The sequence below is a fragment of the Nocardioides terrae genome (assembly GCF_900112345.1).
Classification (GTDB): domain Bacteria; phylum Actinomycetota; class Actinomycetes; order Propionibacteriales; family Nocardioidaceae; genus Nocardioides; species Nocardioides terrae.
In genome coordinates this window covers 183625-201888 of sequence record NZ_FOLB01000004.1, presented here as the reverse complement: position 1 = coordinate 201888, position 18264 = coordinate 183625, and the positions used below count along the sequence as shown (strand labels likewise).

Below are 18264 nucleotides of genomic sequence, written 5' to 3'. Positions count from 1 at the left end.
CGGCTTCACCTCGACGTCAGAACGGGTACGTCGCCGGCTTGCCGCGCATGGTGATCCACCGCGTCTCGGTGAAGGCCTCGATGTTCGCCGCGGCGCCACCGAAGCGCGACCCGGTGCCCGACGCCTTGACGCCACCGAACGGCGCCACCGCCTCGTCGTTCACGGTCTGGTCGTTGATGTGGACGATGCCGGTCGGGATCTGCTCGGCGATCTCCAGGCCGTGCATGACGTCCTGCGTCACGATGCCCAGCGAGAGGCCGTACTCGCTGTCCGACGCCAGCCGGACGGCGTCCTCGACGGACGCGACCCGGGTCACCGGGGCGACCGGGCCGAAGACCTCCTCGGCGAAGGCCGGCGCCTGCAGCGGGACCTCGGACAGCACCGTCGGCTGGTAGAAGAGCTGCTCGAACTCGCCTCCGGCGGCGATCTTCGCGCCCTGGTCGGCGCTCTCGGTGACGAAGCGGTGGATCTTGTCGCGCTGGCGCTCGTCGATGATCGGACCGAGCGCGACCTGCTCGGTCGCGGGGTCACCCACCGGCAGGCTGCGCGCCTTCTCCGCGAGCGCGTCGACGAAGTCGTCGTAGACCGACTCGGCGACGAGGTGGCGCCCGGTCGTCATGCAGATCTGGCCCTGGTTGAGGAAGGAGCCCCAGGCCGCGAGCCCGGCAGCGGCCTCCACGTCGGCGTCGTCGAGCACCAGCATCGCCGAGTTTCCGCCCAGCTCCAGATGGGCGCGCTTGAGGTGCTTGCCGGCCAGCTCACCGATCCGGCGGCCGACCGGCGTCGAGCCGGTGAAGGAGATGACCCGCACGTGCGGGTCGGTGACCAGCGCCTCGCCGACGTCTGGGCCGCCGGGCAACATCTGCAGCACGCCCGCCGGCAGCCCGGCCTCCTCGAAGATCCGCGCCATGAGGGTGCCGCCCGTGACGGCGGTGCGCGGGTCCGGCTTGAGCAGGACGGCGTTGCCGAGGACGAGCGCCGGGGCGACCGACCGGATGCCCAGGATGATCGGCACGTTGAAGGGCGAGATGACGCTGACGACGCCCGCCGGCACCCGGCGCGCCATCGAGAGTCGCTGCTCCTCGGACGGCAGCAGCTCGCCGTACGGACGGCTGGGCAGGGTGGCCGCCTCGTAGCACTCCTCCGCCGCGACGTGCAGCGCGAAGCCGGCCATGGCGGGGACGGCGCCGACCTCGCGGATGTTCCAACCCTGGATCTCCTCGGCATGCTGGAGCCACAGGTCGCCCGCCCGGCGAAGGACGGCGGCGCGCTGGTTGTAGGGCGTCGCCGCCCACTCCCGCTGCACCTCGGCCGCGGCCGCCGCTGCCTCGGCGACGTCATCGGCGGTGGCCGAACCCATCCGGCCGAGCTCGGCGCCCGTGGCCGGCTCGACCACGGCGTAGTGGCCGCCGCGGCCCTCCCGCCACGTCCCCTGCGCGAAGATCCGGCCCTGCCAGTCGACGGTGTCGAGAAGTCCCATCACAGTGCTCCCTTGTCGTTGTGCGCTCGCCGCATCGTGCCTCTGCCGGTGGGCCCAGGCAACGAGCCGTTTCCAGCCACCGGAAGCCCAACTCATCGGGCAGGTCGGTGACGCCCGCCCGCGTCGCGAGCGGTACGGTCGAGCCATGTTCAAGGTGCTGCTGGCCCTCCACATCCTCACCGCCGTCTTCGCGATCGGACCGCTCGTCCACGCCGCCACCACGGCCTCCCGCGGCCTGCGGCTCGGCGACGCGGCCGCGATCAGGACCTCGGCGCGCATGTGCAAGATCTACTCAGCCGCGTCGGTCGTCGTCGTCATCCTCGGCTTCGGGCTGATGTCGGCCACGTCGCCCTACACGCACGAGAAGGTCGCCGACGTCGGCGACGTGTGGATCTGGCTGTCGCTGCTGCTGTGGCTGGTGGCCGCGGGCTTGGCGTTCCTCGTGGTCGTGCCGGCCCTCGACAAGGCCGCCGAGAACACGGAGGCGGCGCGCTCGATGGTCGGCCGGGTGGCCGCCGCGGGCGGGATCGTCGGGATCCTCTTCGCCGTCATCGTCTTCCTGATGGTGTACCGGCCCGGGTCCTGAGCCGCAGGGCTCACCCGGCCGCTGCCTCCAGCGGCACGTAGAGCCGCTCCCGGAGCTCATCGATCGTGGTGCCGAAGGTCTCCCGCACGCTCAGCCCCGACGGCCCGACGTCGAAGACCGCGACGTCGGTGTAGACCCGGCTGACGCACGCGACGCCGGTCAGCGGGTAGGTGCACTCGGGCACCAGCTTGGCCGTGCCCTTCTTGTCGAAGAGGGTCATCATCACGAAGACCTGCTTGGCGCCGATGGCGAGGTCCATCGCACCCCCGACGGCCGGGATGGCGTCGGGCGCACCGGTGTGCCAGTTGGCCAGGTCGCCGGTCGCGGAGACCTGGAAGGCACCGAGCACACAGACGTCGAGGTGGCCGCCGCGCATCATCGCGAAGGAGTCGGCGTGGTGGAAGTACGACGCCCCGGGCAGCTCGGTGACCGGCACCTTGCCCGCGTTGGTCAGGTCAGGGTCGACGTCGTCGCCGACCGCGGCCGGGCCCATGTTGAGCATGCCGTTCTCGGTGTGCAGCACCACGCCCGACCCGGCGGGCAGGTGGTCGGCGACCTTGGTCGGCTGGCCGATGCCGAGGTTGACGTAGGCCCCCTCGGGGATGTCGCGGGCGACGATGGCGGCGAGCTGGTCAGGGGTCAGCGGCTTGTCGTGGACCATCAGCGGGCTCCCTGCACGGTGTAGTGGCGGGCGTCGGCGCGGACCACCCGGTCGACGAAGATCCCCGGCGTGACCACCGCCTCGGGGTCGAGCGAGCCGATCGGGACGACCTCGCCCACCTGGACGATCGTGGTGCTCGCCGCCGTGGCCATGACGGGCCCGAAGTTGCGGGCGGTCTTGCGGTAGACGAGGTTGCCCATCTCGTCGGCGCGGTGCGCGCCGATCAGCGCGTAGTCGCCCTTGATGGGGTGCTCCAGCACGTAGTCGCGACCGTCGATGGTCCGCTGCTCCTTGCCCTCGGCGAGGGGCGTGCCGACCGCGGTCGGCGAGAAGAACGCACCGATGCCGGCGCCGGCCGCGCGCATCCGCTCGGCGAGGTTGCCCTGCGGCACCACCTCGAGCTCGATCCGTCCGCTGCGGTAGAGCTCGTCGAAGACGTAGGAGTCGCTCTGCCGCGGGAAGGAGCACAGGACCCTGCGGACCCTGCCCGCCTGGAGCAGCGCGGCCAGCCCGACCTCCCCGTTGCCGGCGTTGTTGGACACGATCGTGAGGTCCTTCGCGCCCTGTCGGATCAGCGCGTCGATGAGGTCGAAGGGCATGCCGGCGAGGCCGAAGCCGCCGACCAGGACGGTGCTGCCGTCCTCGATCCCGGCGACCGCCTCGTCGGCGGTCTCGAGGATCCGGGTGCGGCCCATCAGGCCACCTCGGTGTTCTCGAGCACGACGGCCAGGCCCTGCCCGACGCCGATGCAGATCGCGGCCACGCCCCACCGCTCGCCGCGCTCGCGGAGGACCTTGGTCAGCGTGCCGAGGATGCGGCCGCCGCTGGCGCCGAGGGGGTGGCCGATCGCGATCGCGCCGCCCCGGGCGTTGACCAGCTCGGCGTCGACGAGGCCCTCCTTCAGCCAGGCGTCGACGCAGATCAGCGACTGGACCGCGAACGCCTCGTTGAGCTCGACCGCGCCGACCTGGTCCCACGTGATCCCGGCCCGGGCGAGCGCACGGTTGGCCGCCTCGACCGGCGCGTATCCGAACGCCTGCGGCTCCAGCGCGAACGCGCCCCGTCCGGCGATCCGGGCGACCGGCTCGAGCCCGATCCGCTCGGCAGCGCGCTCGGACCCGAGCAGCACGGCGGAGGCCCCGTCGCTCAGCGGCGAGGCGTTGCCCGCGGTGACCGTCCCGCCCTGCTCGGGCGTCCGGAAGCTCGGCTTGAGGCCGGCCAGCTTCTCGACGGTCGAGTCGGGGCGGATCCCCTCGTCGCGGGCCAACCCCTCGACGGGCGTCACGAGGTCGTCGTACCAGCCCGCCTCCCAGGCCTCCTGGGCCAGCCGGTGGGAGCGGACCGCGAACTCGTCCTGCCGCTCGCGGCCGATGCCGTGCTTCTCGGCGAGCTGCTCGTTGGCCTCGCCGAGGCTGACCGTCCACTCCTTCGGCATGCGGGGGTTGACCAACCGCCAGCCGAGTGCCGTCGAGACGGCGGTGAGGTCGGTGGCCGGGAAGGCCTTCGCGGGCTTGGGGAGCACCCAGGGCGCGCGGGTCATCGACTCGACGCCGCCGATCAGCACCACGTCGGCGTCGCCGGTCTCGATCTGACGGGAGCCGATCATGGCGGCGTCCAGGCTCGATCCGCACAGCCGGTTGACCGTGCTGCCCGGCACCGAGGTGGGCAGCCCGGCGAGCAGCGCGGCCATGCGGCCGACGTTGCGGTTCTCCTCCCCGGCGCCGTTGGCGTTGCCCCAGACGACCTCCTCGATGGCCGCGCGGTCGAGGCCGGGCGCCTGGGCCAGCAGCGACCCGATCACCCCCGCCGCGAGGTCGTCGGGGCGGACGCCGGCCAGCGCACCGTTGAACCTTCCGAACGGCGTGCGGACGGCGGCGTAGACGTAGGCGCTCATGCCTACCGACGGTAGGCCGTGCCCCCGATATGGTGAAGTATCCATATCAGCACCGATTGAGACTCCAAGCGTCTGAGAGGTCCCGATGCTCGAGCTCCGGCACCTGCGCTACTTCGTCGCCGTCGCCGAGGAGCGACACTTCGGCCGGGCCGCGGACCGCCTCCACATGGCGCAACCGCCGCTGTCCCAGGCGATCCGCCGCCTCGAGGCCGACCTCGGCGTCACCCTGCTGCACCGCACCACCAGACGCGTCGACCTCACCGACGCGGGCGCCACCTACCTCGCCCGGGCACGCACCATCCTCGCGGAGGTCGACGACGCGGCCCACGCGGCGCGACTGGTCGCGGCCGGCTCGGTCGGGCACCTCGCGGTCGGCTGCGTCGGCTCGGCGACGTACAGCCTGCTCCCGACGCTGTCGCGCCGCCTGGCCGACGAGCTCCCCGGTGTGGACTTCTCCTTCCAGGGCGAGATGCTCGCGCCCGACCAGGTGGAGGCGCTCCGCTCGGGGACCATCGACGTGGCGCTGTTGCGGCCGCCCGTCGCAGACCTGTCCCTCGCGCTCACGACGCTGCGTCACGACCGGCTCGTCGCCGCCGTGCCCGCCGACCACCCGCTCGCCGCCCGGCGTCAGGTGCGCGTCACCGACCTGCGCGACGCCGACCTGATCGTGCACTCCGCCGACCGTCGCTCCGTGCTGTACGACGTCGTGGTCGGCCTCTTCCGGGACGCCGGCGTCGAGCCGCACGTGCGCCACGAGGTCGGCGAGACGTCGACCCTGGTCACGCTGGTCGCCGGCGGGCTGGGCGTCGCCGTCGTGCCCGAGCCGGTGACCGCGCTCAGCCTCGACGGTGTCGCCTACCGGCCGCTGGTGCGGCCGGTCACCTCGGTCGAGCTCGCGCTGGCGCACCGCGCCGGCCGCACGGAGCCGCACCTGCTCCGCACGCTCGACATCATCCGCGGGATGTTCTGACCGCCGGCTGCGGCCAGCCGGTGTAGCACTCCGCGAGGTACGCCGACCCGGCGGATGACGACGTGATGCTGGTGAGCTCGCCGACCTGGCGGCGCTCGTCGAAGTCGCTGGCGCCCTCGCCGCGGTGCAGCATCGTGGTCATCCAGTAGGAGAAGTGCTGGGCCTTCCAGACGCGCTGCAGGGCGCGGTCGGTGTAGGTGTCCAGCGCGGCCCGGTCGCCGCGCCCGCCCCGCCCGCCCAGCGCCCGCTCGACCACCTCGGCCAGCACCCGGACGTCCGCGAGGGCGAGGTTGAGGCCCTTCGCCCCGGTCGGCGGGACCGTGTGCGCCGCGTCGCCGGCCAGGAGCAGGTTGCCGTGCCGCATCGGCGCCTGCACGAAGCTGCGGAACGGCAGCACCGTCCGCTCGATCACCGGCCCCTCGTTGAGCCGGAGGCCGTCCTCGCCGGCCAGCCGCGCCTGCAGCTCGGCCCAGATCCGGTCGTCGGACCAGTCCTCGACGTTCTCGGCCGGGTCGCACTGGAAGTAGAGCCGCTGGATCGCGTCGGTGCGCTGGCTGACCAGCGCGAAGCCGCGCTCGGAGCGGGTGTAGATCAGCTCGGGCGCGCTCGGCGGCGCCTCGACCAGCACGCCGAACCATGCGAACGGGTACTCCCGGAAGTACTGCGTCGCGCCCTCCACCAGCGAGCGGCAGACACTGCGCGAGCCGTCCGACCCGACCACCAGGTCGGCGACGATCTCGTGCCGGGCGCCGGCGGCATCGGTGTAGCGCACCCGCGGCTGGGTGAGCACGTCGAGGACCTCGGTGTCGGCGATCCCGTAGCGCAGGTCGCCGCCGTCGGCGGTGCGGGCGCGGTGCAGGTCGACGAAGACGTCGGTCTGGGGATAGAGCCAGACCGAGGCGCCGACCAGGTCCTCGAAGTCGATGCGGTGGCTCACTCCGTCGAAGCGCAGGTCGATGCCCTCGTGCTGGTGACCGTCGCGCAGCACCCGGTCGACGCCCGCGTCGACGAGCAGGCGCACGCTGTCGTGCTCCAGGATCCCGGCACGGTGGGTGTGCTCGATCGTCTCGGCGGTGCGGTTGTCGACGACCACCGACTCGATCCCGGCCAGGTGCAGCAGGCGCGAGAGCATCAGCCCGGCCGGGCCGCCCCCGACGATGGCGACCTGGGTGCGGGTGGTGCTGGCCGCGGTGCTGGCCGCGGTCACGCGTCGTCCTCCGCGAGGACGCGCTTGGCGACGGCGAAGGCCGTGTTGGCGGCGGGTACGCCGACGTAGATGGCGGACTGGAGGAGCACCTCGACGATCTCCTCGCGAGTCAGTCCGTTGCGCAGCGCAGCCCGCAGGTGGAACTCGAGCTCCTCGAAGTGGCGGCCCGCGACCAACGCGGTCAGCACGGCGATGGAGCGGTCGCGGCGGGCCAACCCGGGCCTGGTCCAGATCTCACCCCACGCGTAGCGGGTGATGAGGTCCTGGAAGTCGCGGGTGACGTCGGTGGTGCCCGCGACGGCACGGTCGACGTGCTCGTCGCCCAGCACCGCCCGGCGCACACCCATGCCCGCGTCGAGCCGCCCGTCAGGCGACAGCGCATCGGCCAGCAGGCTGGCCACGGTCCTCGGCGCCTCGGCCGGCGCCTGGTGCCCGACCCCGTCGAGCTCGACGAAGCGCCCGCCGGGGACGGCTCCGGCATCGACCAGGAGCAGGTCGGCCGGCGCGGACCCGTCGTCGCTGCCGCCGACGGCCAGCAGGGGGACCGTGATGGAGCCGAGCCGGTCGCGGACGTCGTACGCCGCCAATGCCTCGCAGACGAGCGAGTAGCTCTCCGCGTCCGCGTCCTGCAGCGAGGACAGCAGGCCGGTCGCGGCGTCGGGGTGGCGCTCGATGAAACCGGGCGCGAACCACCACTTGGCCGAGCCCTCCACCATCACCGGCGTCCCGGAGGCGCGGACCAGGGCGGCGCGCTCGTGCCAGCCGTCGGGCGTGCCGATGCGGGCGCCGGTGCAGAGCACCGCGGCAGCGATCAGTCGCTCGGGCGCGTCGAGCGCGAGCTGGAGCCCGACAGCGCCACCGACGGAGACACCCGCGTAGGCGAAGGCGACCGGGCCGAGCGTCCGGTCGACGACCGCCACGACCGCGGCCGCGAGGTCGGCGACGGTGAACGGCGTCGTGGCGGGCGCGCCGCGCCCGTGGCCGGGCAGCTCCCAGCCCACGACGTGGAACCGGTCGCCGAGCAGCTCGGCGCACCTGCCCCACAGGGCGGTGACGGACGTCCCGAGCGAGGGGCCGACGACGAGCGGCGGCAGGGTGTCGTCTCCGGCGAGTCGGACGAGGGTCAGCTCCATCAGAGGTCACTCCAGACCCGAGCGGCTCGCTCGAGGGTGTTGTCGATGATCAGGTCCGTGGCGCCGAGGTACGGCGGCTCGCCGCCGCCGTCCGACGCGGTCATGCTGCGCTGCTCGGCGCGCAGCGTCTGGTCGGCCTCGGCCGCGCGGGCGGCCATCCGCTCGGCATCGACGACGAGCCCCTCGAGCAGGTCGGCCGCCTGGGACGCCGCGACGACGCTGCGCCGGGCGAGCGTGCGCAGGGTGTCCCACTCGGCGTGCCAGCCGCCGTCGGGTCGCTCGTCGACGTACGACGACGCCGCGACGTGCAGGGTGGCGGCGAGCCCGGGCGCCGCGAGCGCGTGGCGGCGCAGCAGGACCGACAGGACGGGGTTGGCCTTGCCGGGCATCGTCGAGGAGCCGCCGCCTAACGCCTCGCGCAGCTCGCCGATCTCCGGGCGGGACAGCAGCGCGACGTCACCGCCGAGACGGCCCCACGTGTCGGCCACCGTCACGAGCGCGTCGCCGGCCCCGGTGATCGGGGTCCGACGGGTGTGCCACGGAGCACCGCCCTGCAGGCCGAGGCTGCTGACGTAGGTGCGGAGCACGCCGGTAGCGGCGGCCACCGGGTCGGGCAGGCGCTGGGCCAGCTCGACGGTGGCGGCCATCGTGCCCGCCGCGCCGCCGGCCTGGCCGGGGAGGTCGTCCCTGACTCCGCGAAGCGCGACGGCGGAGTCGACGAGCCCGAGCAGCCAGGTCGACGCCTTGAGCCCGAAGGTGATGGGCACTGCGTGCTGGGTGAGGGTGCGGCCGGCCATCACTGTCCCGCGGTGCGCGCGGACCAGCCCGGCGAGCGCCCGGGCCTGCCGCTCGACGTCCGCGAGCACCTGGTCGAGCGCGTCACGCAGGCACAGCACGAGCGCGGTGTCGAGGACGTCCTGGGAGGTCAGTCCGCGGTGCACCCAGCTGGAGCCGGTCCGCTCGCGCAGCAGCCGCACCAGGCCGATGACGGGGTTGCCGCCGGTCTCGGCACCGGCGGCGAGCTCCTCGAGGTCATCGACCCCGACGACGCCGTCCAGCGAGGTGGACGACGGTGCGATCCCGGCCACGGCGAGCGCGTCGAGCCACGCCTGCTCGGCGCGCACCATCGCATCGAGGAGGGCGGCGTCGGAGAACAGCGACCCGGCGCGCTCGTCGCCGGGCCACAGCAGGTCACTCATGCTGGTCGATCATGCTGGAGGAAGACCGTCTCGCCCTCGCCCTGCAGCCGGATGTCGAACCGCAGTCCCGTCGCGTCGGCGGACGCGACGAGCGTCGCCCGGTCGGGCTCGTCGAGCGAGGACAGGAGGGCGTCGGAGGCGTTGGCCGGGTGGTCGGGGAGGTAGATCCGGGTGAAGAGCCGGTCGAGCAGGCCGCGGGCGAAGACCACGACAGCGAAGAACGGCGCGCTGCCCTCCTCGGTCGGGCCCGGCAGCACGGTGGTGAACGAGTAGCGGCCGGTCCGGTCGGTCTCGCTGCGGCCCCAGCCCGTGAACGTCCAGCCGTCGCGGTGGAGCGAGCCCTCCTCGCGGGGCACCTGCCCGGAGGCGTCGGCCTGGCGGATCTCGATCAGGGCGTCGGGGATGGGGGCGCCGTCGCCGTCGTACACGACGCCGTGCAGGCGGATGGCGTCCGCGCGGCCGGCCGGCACCAGCTCGGGGCCGCCGGGGTAGGGCAGCGCCTGGCCGAAGAAGGGACCGATGGTCTGTCCGGGGGTGGTCATGAGGGCATGTCTCCTTACTTCTCGGGCTCGGTCCAGATCCGGCCGGAGCCGGTCAGGACGATGTCCCAGCGGTAGCCCATGCTGAAGTCGGGGACGGTCCGGTCGTGGTCGTAGGTCGCGACGAGGGCGTCGCGTGCCTTCTGGTCGGTGATCGCCTGGTAGATCGGGTCGAGCGCGAAGAGCGGGTCGCCGGGGAAGTACATCTGCGTGACGAGCCGCTGCGTGAACGCGTTGCCGAAGAGCGAGAAGTGGATGTGCGCCGGCCGCCACGCGTTGCGGTGGTTGCCCCACGGGTAGGGGCCGGGCTTGATGGTCCGGAACCGGTAGTCGCCGTTGGCGTCGGTGAGGCAGCGGCCGACCCCGGTGAAGTTCGGGTCCAGCGGAGCGGGGTGCTGCTCGTTCTTGTGGACGTAGCGCCCGGCCGCGTTGGCCTGCCAGATCTCGACCAGCTGGCCGGCGACCGGCCGCCCGTCGCCGTCGACGATCCGGCCGGTCACGGTGATCCGCTCGCCGATCGGCTCGCCCGACACCGCGGAGTTGGTGCCGGCGTGCGCGCCGATCGTCAGGTCGGCCTCGAGCGGGTGCACGTCGCGGTGCCCGAAGCACGGCGCGACGCGCTCGATGGTCTCCGGGTCGACGTGGCGCGGGTCCTTGGTCGGGTGACGCAGGATGCTCGACCGGTAGGGCGGGTAGTCGATGCGCGGCTGGCGCGCGCCGCTCGGCTGTCCGTCCGGCGTGGCCTGCGCCGCCTGGGCGGCGATCTCGGCGATCTCGGCGGAGATCTCCTCCTGCGTCGTCGCGGTCGCGTCGGACGACGGGACTGCCGTCTCCTCCGCCGCGTCGGTCCTGGGTGTCGTGCTCACCGTCACACCGTAAGGGCCGGTCGCTAGGCTTCCGAGCGATCACTTCCACTGGACGGAAGGACTCCGATGCCTGGCGAGTCCGTGGCGTCGCGGACGCTGGCGGTGCTCGGTGCCTTCGACGAGGAGCACCGTCGGCTGCGCCTCTCCGACCTCGGGGCGCGGGCCGGCCTCCCGCTGAGCACCACGCACCGGCTGGTCGCGGAGCTCGTCGGGTGGGGTGCGCTGCGCCGCCTGTCGAGCGGCGAGTACGTCGTCGGCCGCCGGCTGTGGACCCTCGGTCTCCTCGCCCCGATGCAGACCGGCCTGCGCGAGACGGCGTCCCCCTTCCTGCACGACCTCTACGGCGCGACGCTGTCGACGGTCCACCTGGCCGTGCGCGAGGGCGACGAGGTGCTCTACGTCGACACCTTGCGCGGCAACGCGTCGGTCCCGATCGTCAGCCGGGTCGGCTCCCGCCTCCCCCTGCACTCGACGGGGGTCGGCAAGGTCCTGCTCGCGCACGCACCGGACGACGTACGCCGGGCCGTGCTGTCCGCGCCGCTGCAGCGGGTCACCCCCTACACGATCACGCAGCCCGCGGTGCTGGAGCGGCAGCTCACCCGGGCCCGCAGCGACGGCTATGCCACGACCACCGAGGAGATGACCCTCGGGGCCTGCTCGGCGGCCGTCCCGATCACCGCCGACGGGCAGGTGGTCGCCGCGCTGGGCATCGTCGTCTCGGACCTGCGTCGATCGCGCGGCCGGCTGGTCGCCGCGCTGCAGGTCGCCGCCCAGGGCATCGGCCGCAGCCTCGGCGGCTGATCGCGGAGCCCGGTGCGCACCAGGTGCGCACCTCCCTCCACGATGTTCAGTCGACGGGCGGCATCCCGTGGGTGTGGAAGGTATCGATCGTCTTCAGGCCCCACGCCTGCCCGCGCTTCCGCTCCTCCTCGGTCCAGGTGATCAGCGGCCAGTCGGGCGCGAGCACCAGCCGGGTGAGCGGGTTGCACAGCTCGATCCGGTTGCCGCCGGGCTCGTAGACGTAGAGGAAGAAGGTCTGCTGGATGGCGTGCTTGTGCGGACCGGTCTCGATGTGGACGCCGTTGTCGAGGCAGAGGTCGGCCGCGCGCAGGATGTCCTCGCGGGTGTCGGTGGCGAACGCGATGTGGTGCAGCCGGCCGCTCGACCCGGTCCAGTCCTCGGTGTAGACGATGTCGTAGGACTTGTTGGTGAAGGTCATCCAGCGGGCGGCGACCCGGCCGCTGTCGAGCCGGATCTGCTCGGTCGGCCGGGCGCCGAGCAGGCCCTCGACCCAGGCCGCGTTGGCCTCGACGTCGGCGCCGAGGTAGTTGACGTGGTCGAGCCGGCGTACGCCGACCCCCTGCCGCGGCTTGGCCTGCGGCTGGTTCTTCAGGCCCGGCCGGAGGTCGTCGGGGGCGACGTACCACTCGGTGTCGTAGTAGAGCGCGTACTCGTGCCCGTCCGGGTCGTGGGTGAGGTACGTGCGGCCGGTGCCGGCGAGCCCGTCGGTCCACTCACCGGCGCCGCCGGCCTCCTCGATCGCCCGGACGCGCCGCTGCAGCGCCTCCTCGCTGGAGGCGCGCAGTGCGGTGCGCCGCACCCCGGTGGTCGTGTGGGCGGTCAGCACGAGGCTGGTCTGCTCGTAGTCGTCGAAGGTACGCAGGTGGATCGAGTCGCCCTCCCGGCGGGTCTCGGTCATCCCGAGGATCTCGGTGAAGAACCAGGTGCTGCCCTCGACGTCCGGCGTGAGCAGCTCGACGTGGCCGAGGTGGGCGACGTCCCCGAGCGGTGCGGGCATGTCAGGACTCCTTCGATCGCGCGGGGGCGGGATGGAGCACGCCCTCCATGATCAGGCGGGCGGTGCGGACAACGGTGGTGCGGTCTCCGTCGAGGACGAGGTCGGAGAACCCGGTCGGGTGCTCGAGGCGGACCCGTCCTTCGTGGACGGAAGCAGCCAGACCGGCGGCCACGCCGTCGCGCAGGGCGACCGCGGCGGCGACGCTCGCGGCGCCGAGCACCCCGATGGCCTGGTGCACCCGGAGGGGGATGAAGCTCCGCGTCGCGATGGTGCCGCCCTGGCGGGGCGGGGAGACCAGGACGATCTTCGGCACCGTCGTCGCCTCGAGGTCACCGGAGAGGCCCATCGCGGTCATGGCGGCCGCCCGGATCTCGCGGACCTTCGCGGTGAGGTCGGCGTTGTCCTCGAGCTCGGCCGGCGGCTCGTCGCCGCGGACACCCAGGTCGGTGGCGCGCACGACCACCGAGGGCATCCCGTTGTCGACGCAGGTCGCCTCGACGCCAGCGAGCACGTCGAGCGCCCGGCCGGTCGGGAGCAGCGGCCGCCCGGACGGCGCCACGTCGATCTCCACCGGTGCGGCCGTGCCGGGCACGCCGGAGAGTGCGGTGTCGCCGTCGTAGGTGACGGCGCCGTCGGGGGTGCGGACCCGGAGGGTGGCGACGGCCCCGGTGTTGACCAGCCGCACGCGCACCGACGTGACCGGGTCGGACGCGCGCACCAGGCCGTGCGAGATCGCGAACGGCGCGACCGCGGCCAGCATGTTGCCGCAGGTCTGCGAGTCGGTGACGACCGGCTCGTCGACCACGACCTGCAGGAAGAGGTAGTCCACGTCGGCCTCCGCCACGGTCGACGGGGAGACGACGGCCACCTTGCTGGTCAGCGGGTGCGCGCCGCCGAGCCCGTCGATCTGGCGCGGGTCCGGGCTCCCCATCAACCGCAGCAGCAGGCCGTCGCGCTCGGCAGGAGCGGACGGCAGGTCCGAGGCGAGGAAGACACCGCCCTTCGACGTGCCTCCCCGCATCAGCGCACACGGCACTCCCGTCATCGGGGCCCCCGATCGGCTGTTCGCGGAGGAGCGGAGCGGGGGAGCGACGAACCGAGTGCGGTGATCATGTGAGGTCCCCGTCGGCGAGCGCCTGGTCGTAGGTCTTGTAGGCGACGCCGAGGTCGCTCAGCAGCGGCCGCAAGCCGTAGCGGTCCAGGCCCAGCTCGCCGGAGCGGAAGGCGGCCCGGCTGGCCTCCTCCTTGGCGACCCGAGCCTGCGAGGCGGCGACCGTGGCGGGGACCTGTGCCCGGGGCACGACCACGACACCGTCGTCGTCGGCGACCACCACGTCACCGGCGCAGATGCGCTGGCCGGCGATGACGACGGGCAGGTTCACGTGTCCGGCGGTCGCCTTCACGGTGCCCTCGGCCGAGACGTGCCGGGACCAGCCGCCGAAGCCCATCTCCCGCAGCTCGGCGGTGTCCCGGATCCCGCAGTCGAGGACGACGGCGAGCACGCCACGGTGCTGCAGCGCCGTCGCGAACAGCTCACCGAAGGCGCCGTGCGTGCTCGGCGCTGCGTTGGCCACGACGAGCACGTCGCCCTCACGGCACTGCTCCACGGCCGCGTGGATCATCAGGTTGTCGCCCGGCCAGCACAGCGCGGTCACCGCACTGCCGGCCACGGTCAGCCCCTGCTGGACCGGACGGATCTCCGGCCCCAGGCTGCCGACCCGGCCCATCGCCTCGTGGACGGTCGCGGCACCGTGGCGCGCGAGCTCGGCGATGTCCGCGGCGTCGGCGCGTGGGACGTCGGTGACGATCACGTTCCTCATGGCTGTCTCCCCCGGGCTCAGGCCAGCCGGTCCGTGACCTGCGGATAGGGACGCATGAACGCCTCGGCGTAGGTGTTGCTGGCGAAGCCCAGGTTGGGGCCCGCGTTGCGCCGGAGCTGGACACCGCGGCGCCTGCCGAGGTCGGTGTAGTACTCCCACAGGTGCTTCTGCGCGGGCAGGCACTCCATCGCCTTGCGCTTGGTGTCCCACACCTCGGTGATGTCGAGCAGGACCTCGGGCGCGAAGCCGGACTGCTCGGGCTGGTGCGGCTCGAAGTAGAAGACCGGCGGCGCACCGACGACCTCGCCCTCGGCCGGGTAGCCGATGGCTCCGGCGAGCACCCGCGCGTCGAGGGCCATCCGCGCGGCGGCGGGGTGGTCGCCGTTGTAGGGGTCCTCGAGGGTGTGCGTCAGGACGACGGTGGGCTGGACCTCGCGGTAGAGCCCGACCAGCTCGTGGGTGAGCTCGTCGGTCACCTTCAGCGGGTAGTCGCCCGCGTCGAAGAAGCGCACCTCGGCACCGAGCACGCCGGCCGCGGACTCCGCCTCGGCCCGACGGCTCGCCTTGATCTCCTCGAGCGTGCGCCCGGCGCGCCACTCCGACGCCGACTCGCCGCGCTCGCCGAAGGTGAGGCAGGCGATCGTGACGCGCTCACCGCGCGACGCCGCGAGCGCGATCGCCCCGCCCGCCCGCCAGACGAAGTCGCCCGCGTGGGCGGTGACGACCAGGGTGTGAGCAGTCAGTTCAGGCACGTTCTCTCGCTTCCGGTTTCGATGCGTGGAGGTGGATCGGCGGACCGCCAGGGCCGGGCGGGCTGTCGCTCGCCGGCCCCAGGCGATCCTCGGCGATCTCTCGGCGATCTCTCTTGGGCGGTGCGGGGTCAGCCGAAGTTCTCGACGGTGGCGTAGCCGGTGCCGTTGTACTTCTGCACCACGACGCTGGACACCGCGGGCTGCCCGTCGACGGTCGTGTCGACCGACGTCCCCTCGAGCATGAGCGGCGCGGTGAAGTCCTTGATGTCGCGCAGGGACTTCATGAAGCCCTCGCGGGTCGGCTCCTTCATCTTCTGGAAGGCCTGGTCGAGGGTGGCGCCGACCATGTAGCTCCACATGCAGTGCGGGAAGGCCGGCATGTCCGGGTAGTCGGCGTACTGCTTGAGGTCGGAGAGGAACGTCTTGACGTCCTCGTCGCCGGCGAAGGCCGGGCTCTGCGGGGCCTTGGCGAAGGAGACCGAGTAGACGCCGGGATAGGCCATGGCCTTGCCCGGCTCCAGGATCGCCTTCGGGCTCGAGGTGTTGGACGGGAGGAACCAGCTCGGCTTCCAGTTGAGCTGCTGCGCCTTCTGCAGGGAGGCGATGGCCAGTGGGGTGATCGACATGGCGTTGAAGACCACGTCGGCGTGCGTCCCGGCGAGCTGGGTGATCTGCGCGTCGACCGAGGTGTCCGTGGCCTCGTAGGTGAGCTCCTTGACGATCGAGATGTTGCTCGCGCCCTCGACGCCCTTCTTGAACCCCTCGACGTAGCCCTGTCCGTAGTCGTCGTTCTGGGAGAGGATCGCGACCTTGTGGTCCTGTCCGGACGCCGCGAGGAGCTTGCCGAAGGCCTCGCCCTCGTTCACGTACGTCGGCACGAACCCGAGCTGCTCCGGGCTCTCCTTGGTGTCGCTGAAGATCGGGTCACCGGTCATGACGAGGACCTGCGGCACCTTGTCGGCGATCGCCGCCTCGCGGTAGGCGCGGTTGGTCGGCGTACCGAGGCCCGAGGTCATCGCGAAGACGCTGCCCTTGAGCTGGTCGTAGTTCGACTTGGCCTTCTGGGGGTCGTAGGCGTCGTCCTGCGCCTTGATCTCGACCTTGCGGGTCTTGCCGTCGCCGAACTTCACGCCACCCTTGGCGTTGACGGCGCCGAAGTAGGCCTTGAGCCCGGCGACCGTGCACGTGCCCGGGCCGGCCGTCGCGCCGCTGAGAGGAGTCGTGACGCCGAGGGTGACGGTCGTGTCGGTGATGCCGGTGCTCGCGCCCCGCGCGCCGCCGGAGGAGTCGTCGTCACGCCCACCGCAGCCGGTGAGCGACACCGCGACGGCCGAGATCAGGGCGATCGCGCCCGTCAACCGCACGTTCTTCTTGCGCTTCATGCCTGTTCTTGCCTCTCTGTTGGCGACTGGGCCGGAATACCGCCCACCGTGGGGGTCTCCTCTACCGACGCCCGCCCCGGTGCGGGTGGCGCAGAGGGGGTCTGTCGGCGCTCGGACGGGTCGGGAGTGCGCGTCCGGCGCAGCGTCCGGGCGAGCACGCGGGGCAACGTCGCGAGCCCACCGGGGAGCAGGAGCAGCGTCAGGAGCAGGAGGGCGCCCTGCAGCAGCTCGGTCAGGTTGGGGTCGATGTCGTTCGACCACTGCGGGACGAGCACGTAGTAGGCGCCGCCGAGGAGCGAGCCGAGGATGCTGGCGGCGCCGCCGATCACCATCGACGCGAGCAGCGTGATGGAGTGGCCGAAGCTCATGGTCTCCGGCGACGTGAACTGGATGACCGCCATGTAGAGGAAGCCGCTCGCGCCGCCGATGAGCGAGGCGACCGTGAACGCCAGCACCTTGTAGCGGTACGGCGAGATACCCATCGAGGCCGCCACGGCCTCGTTGTCCTTCACGATCGCGAAGGCGCGCCCGTACTTGCCGCGCACCAGGTTGCGGATGAGCAGGAAGACGGCCCCGCCGACCACCAGCACGATGTAGAGCTGCCACTGGTCGTTGTAGAGACCGGTCCAGCCCGGAGCGTTCGAGAAGGCCGACGACATGCCCTGAGAGCCGCCGGTGAAGTCCGAGAGGCGCTTGGCGAAGGGCACCCCGACGATCGGCAGGGCGATCGTGACCATGGCGATCGCCAGGCCGCCGAGCCGTGCCGCGGCGAGGGCGACCAGGAGCCCGATGACGCCAGGGACGAGGACGCTGGCCACGAAGACCAGGACGATGTTCCAGTCGTGGCTCGCGCCGTAGCCCGTGACGTAGGCACCTGCGCCGACGAAGAAGATCTGCCCGAGCGAGACCTGGCCGGTGTAGCCCATCACGACGTTGAGGCCGAGCACCGCGACGGCGAAGACGCCGATCCTGGCGAGGTTCTGGTTCGTGTACTCGTCGAGCTGGAGGGGCAGCACGAAGAGCACGACCACCACGACGGCGGTGATCGCCCAGCGCACCCATGCGCGGGAGAGGAGACCTGTGGCGAGACTCATCAGACGCGCACCACGACTTTCCGACCGAAGAGGCCCTGGGGTCGCACGATCAGGACGACGAAGATGAGGATGAACGGGACGGCGACCTTGAGGTCGTAGCCGATGAAGTGCACATAGACGGCCGCGAGGTTCTCGAGCACGCCGATGAGCCAGGCGGCACACACGACGCCGACCGGGCTGGACAGACCGCCGAGGATGACGGCCGCCAGGGCGTAGACCAAGGCGGTGTCCATCATCCCGGGCGTGAGCGTGAGCTGGGGCGCGACGAGCGCCCCGGCGACGGCGCCGAGCGCCGCCGCCAGGCCCCAGCCCGCCATCAGCAGGCGTCCCACGGGCAACCCCGAGAACGCCGCCGACTCGGGGTTGATGGCGACGGCGCGTAGCGCCAGCCCGAGCTTCGTGCCGAGGAAGAGCGCCTGGACGACCAGCATGATCGCGACGATGGCGAGGAACGTGCCGATCGACCTCACGCTGACGGCTGCGCCGAAGATCCTCACCGTGTGCAGCGGGAAGAGCGACGGGAACTGCTGGTTGTTGTAGGTCCACAGCCAGCCGCACACCCCGGTGATCAGCGTGAGCAGGCCGATGGTCACCACGACCGCCGTGTCCGGGTCGCCCCGCTCGAAGCGGCGCATCAGGAAGCGCTCGAGGAGCCCCCCGACGATGAACGACGCCAGCACCGCGAGAAGGATCGCGACGATCAGCGGCAGGCCCGCCTCCACCAGCCGCCACGTCACGTAGGCGGAGAGGACGGCCATGCCGCCCTGGGCGAAGTTGATCATCCCGGTCGCCTGGTTGACCAGGACGATCGCGAGTGCGAGCACCGCGTAGATCGACCCGTTGGAGAGCCCGTCGACGACGAGCTGGATGAATTGGCCCACGG

General features: G+C 72.3%; 19 protein-coding genes. 3 read left to right on the top strand and 16 right to left on the bottom strand.

Features of this window, described 5'->3' with window-relative positions:
• Window positions 1-16: 16 nt before the first annotated feature.
• A complete protein-coding gene (locus BM236_RS07355) occupies window positions 17-1480 on the bottom strand; it encodes a benzaldehyde dehydrogenase (protein WP_091121976.1) in 1464 nt (487 codons plus the stop codon).
• A gap of 145 nt (window positions 1481-1625) precedes the next feature.
• Between BM236_RS07355 and BM236_RS07350 the strand changes: the two genes are divergently transcribed.
• Window positions 1626-2066 (top strand): DUF2269 family protein, encoded by a 441-nt coding sequence (locus tag BM236_RS07350; protein ID WP_091121973.1) that lies wholly within the window; start codon window positions 1626-1628, stop codon window positions 2064-2066.
• Between the two features lie 10 nt (window positions 2067-2076).
• On the opposite strand, the gene BM236_RS07345 is transcribed toward BM236_RS07350, so the two are convergent.
• Genes BM236_RS07345 through BM236_RS07335 form a run of 3 tightly spaced genes read right to left on the bottom strand, consistent with a single transcriptional unit; the run spans window position 2077 to window position 4621 of the window.
• A complete protein-coding gene (locus tag BM236_RS07345) occupies window positions 2077-2727 on the bottom strand; it encodes a 3-oxoacid CoA-transferase subunit B (protein ID WP_091121971.1) in 651 nt (216 codons plus the stop codon).
• A complete protein-coding gene (locus BM236_RS07340; RefSeq protein ID WP_091121969.1) occupies window positions 2727-3422 on the bottom strand; it encodes a 3-oxoacid CoA-transferase subunit A in 696 nt (231 codons plus the stop codon). The genes BM236_RS07345 and BM236_RS07340 overlap by 1 nt, the downstream gene beginning before the upstream one ends.
• Window positions 3422-4621, bottom strand: coding sequence for a thiolase family protein (locus BM236_RS07335; protein WP_091121966.1), 1200 nt, complete (start codon window positions 4619-4621; stop codon window positions 3422-3424). Before BM236_RS07335 ends, BM236_RS07340 begins: the two co-directional genes overlap by 1 nt.
• A gap of 85 nt (window positions 4622-4706) precedes the next feature.
• Here BM236_RS07335 and BM236_RS07330 point away from each other — a divergent pair, with 85 nt between their 5' ends.
• The gene (locus tag BM236_RS07330; RefSeq protein ID WP_091121964.1) at window positions 4707-5591 is read left to right on the top strand and encodes a LysR family transcriptional regulator; all 885 of its coding nucleotides are present in this window, start codon (window positions 4707-4709) and stop codon (window positions 5589-5591) included.
• Here the strand turns inward: BM236_RS07330 and BM236_RS07325 are convergent.
• From BM236_RS07325 to pcaH, 5 genes are read right to left on the bottom strand one after another with little or no spacing between them, the layout of a single operon-like run.
• Window positions 5572-6798 carry a 4-hydroxybenzoate 3-monooxygenase gene (locus BM236_RS07325; protein ID WP_091121962.1) on the bottom strand — a complete coding sequence of 409 codons (1227 nt, stop codon included), beginning with the start codon at window positions 6796-6798 and terminating at the stop codon, window positions 5572-5574. The two genes, BM236_RS07330 and BM236_RS07325, sit on opposite strands and share 20 nt — an antisense overlap.
• Window positions 6795-7931: a bifunctional 3-oxoadipate enol-lactonase/4-carboxymuconolactone decarboxylase PcaDC gene (gene pcaDC / locus BM236_RS07320; protein ID WP_091121959.1), complete on the bottom strand. Its 1137-nt coding sequence runs from the start codon at window positions 7929-7931 to the stop codon at window positions 6795-6797. Before pcaDC ends, BM236_RS07325 begins: the two co-directional genes overlap by 4 nt.
• Window positions 7931-9130, bottom strand: a complete 1200-nt coding sequence (locus tag BM236_RS07315) for a lyase family protein (protein WP_091121958.1) — start codon at window positions 9128-9130, stop codon at window positions 7931-7933. Before BM236_RS07315 ends, pcaDC begins: the two co-directional genes overlap by 1 nt.
• Complete coding sequence (gene pcaG / locus BM236_RS07310; RefSeq protein WP_091121955.1) at window positions 9127-9672, bottom strand: protocatechuate 3,4-dioxygenase subunit alpha; 546 nt, start codon at window positions 9670-9672, stop codon at window positions 9127-9129. The genes BM236_RS07315 and pcaG overlap by 4 nt, the downstream gene beginning before the upstream one ends.
• Before the next feature lie 14 nt (window positions 9673-9686).
• On the bottom strand, window positions 9687-10535 hold the full coding sequence (pcaH, locus tag BM236_RS07305; RefSeq protein ID WP_245750190.1) for a protocatechuate 3,4-dioxygenase subunit beta: 849 nt from the start codon (window positions 10533-10535) through the stop codon (window positions 9687-9689).
• Between the two features lie 66 nt (window positions 10536-10601).
• Between pcaH and BM236_RS07300 the strand changes: the two genes are divergently transcribed.
• Window positions 10602-11336, top strand: a complete 735-nt coding sequence (locus tag BM236_RS07300) for an IclR family transcriptional regulator (protein ID WP_091121950.1) — start codon at window positions 10602-10604, stop codon at window positions 11334-11336.
• 46 nt (window positions 11337-11382) lie between these two features.
• Here BM236_RS07300 and BM236_RS07295 read toward each other — a convergent pair whose 3' ends face one another.
• The 7 genes from BM236_RS07295 to BM236_RS07265 all read right to left on the bottom strand — a co-directional run bounded on the left by BM236_RS07295 (window position 11383) and on the right by BM236_RS07265 (window position 18262).
• Window positions 11383-12333: a catechol 2,3-dioxygenase gene (locus BM236_RS07295; protein ID WP_091121947.1), complete on the bottom strand. Its 951-nt coding sequence runs from the start codon at window positions 12331-12333 to the stop codon at window positions 11383-11385.
• A 1-nt stretch (window position 12334) separates the two neighbouring features.
• Window positions 12335-13378, bottom strand: coding sequence for a PrpF domain-containing protein (locus BM236_RS07290; protein WP_091121944.1), 1044 nt, complete (start codon window positions 13376-13378; stop codon window positions 12335-12337).
• A gap of 64 nt (window positions 13379-13442) precedes the next feature.
• A complete protein-coding gene (locus BM236_RS07285; protein WP_091121941.1) occupies window positions 13443-14153 on the bottom strand; it encodes a 4-carboxy-4-hydroxy-2-oxoadipate aldolase/oxaloacetate decarboxylase in 711 nt (236 codons plus the stop codon).
• A gap of 17 nt (window positions 14154-14170) precedes the next feature.
• On the bottom strand, window positions 14171-14905 hold the full coding sequence (locus BM236_RS07280) for a PIG-L deacetylase family protein (RefSeq protein ID WP_091121939.1): 735 nt from the start codon (window positions 14903-14905) through the stop codon (window positions 14171-14173).
• A gap of 128 nt (window positions 14906-15033) precedes the next feature.
• Window positions 15034-16287, bottom strand: coding sequence for an ABC transporter substrate-binding protein (locus BM236_RS07275; RefSeq protein ID WP_091121936.1), 1254 nt, complete (start codon window positions 16285-16287; stop codon window positions 15034-15036).
• On the bottom strand, window positions 16284-17381 hold the full coding sequence (locus BM236_RS07270) for a branched-chain amino acid ABC transporter permease (protein ID WP_091121934.1): 1098 nt from the start codon (window positions 17379-17381) through the stop codon (window positions 16284-16286). The genes BM236_RS07275 and BM236_RS07270 overlap by 4 nt, the downstream gene beginning before the upstream one ends.
• Window positions 17381-18262, bottom strand: coding sequence for a branched-chain amino acid ABC transporter permease (locus BM236_RS07265; RefSeq protein WP_091121932.1), 882 nt, complete (start codon window positions 18260-18262; stop codon window positions 17381-17383). The genes BM236_RS07270 and BM236_RS07265 overlap by 1 nt, the downstream gene beginning before the upstream one ends.
• Window positions 18263-18264: the final 2 nt, after the last annotated feature.

Coding starts and splice junctions, on each gene's coding strand:
- BM236_RS07300 (WP_091121950.1), top strand. CDS start 10,602: ATGCCTGGCGAGTCCGTGGCGTCGCGGACGCTGGCGGTGCTCGGTGCC.
- BM236_RS07285 (WP_091121941.1), bottom strand. CDS start 14,153: ATGAGGAACGTGATCGTCACCGACGTCCCACGCGCCGACGCCGCGGAC.
- pcaDC (WP_091121959.1), bottom strand. CDS start 7,931: ATGGAGCTGACCCTCGTCCGACTCGCCGGAGACGACACCCTGCCGCCG.
- BM236_RS07295 (WP_091121947.1), bottom strand. CDS start 12,333: ATGCCCGCACCGCTCGGGGACGTCGCCCACCTCGGCCACGTCGAGCTG.
- BM236_RS07275 (WP_091121936.1), bottom strand. CDS start 16,287: ATGAAGCGCAAGAAGAACGTGCGGTTGACGGGCGCGATCGCCCTGATC.
- BM236_RS07350 (WP_091121973.1), top strand. CDS start 1,626: ATGTTCAAGGTGCTGCTGGCCCTCCACATCCTCACCGCCGTCTTCGCG.
- BM236_RS07335 (WP_091121966.1), bottom strand. CDS start 4,621: ATGAGCGCCTACGTCTACGCCGCCGTCCGCACGCCGTTCGGAAGGTTC.
- BM236_RS07290 (WP_091121944.1), bottom strand. CDS start 13,378: ATGACGGGAGTGCCGTGTGCGCTGATGCGGGGAGGCACGTCGAAGGGC.
- BM236_RS07270 (WP_091121934.1), bottom strand. CDS start 17,381: ATGAGTCTCGCCACAGGTCTCCTCTCCCGCGCATGGGTGCGCTGGGCG.
- BM236_RS07355 (WP_091121976.1), bottom strand. CDS start 1,480: ATGGGACTTCTCGACACCGTCGACTGGCAGGGCCGGATCTTCGCGCAG.
- pcaG (WP_091121955.1), bottom strand. CDS start 9,672: ATGACCACCCCCGGACAGACCATCGGTCCCTTCTTCGGCCAGGCGCTG.
- BM236_RS07345 (WP_091121971.1), bottom strand. CDS start 2,727: ATGGTCCACGACAAGCCGCTGACCCCTGACCAGCTCGCCGCCATCGTC.
- BM236_RS07330 (WP_091121964.1), top strand. CDS start 4,707: ATGCTCGAGCTCCGGCACCTGCGCTACTTCGTCGCCGTCGCCGAGGAG.
- BM236_RS07315 (WP_091121958.1), bottom strand. CDS start 9,130: ATGAGTGACCTGCTGTGGCCCGGCGACGAGCGCGCCGGGTCGCTGTTC.
- BM236_RS07340 (WP_091121969.1), bottom strand. CDS start 3,422: ATGGGCCGCACCCGGATCCTCGAGACCGCCGACGAGGCGGTCGCCGGG.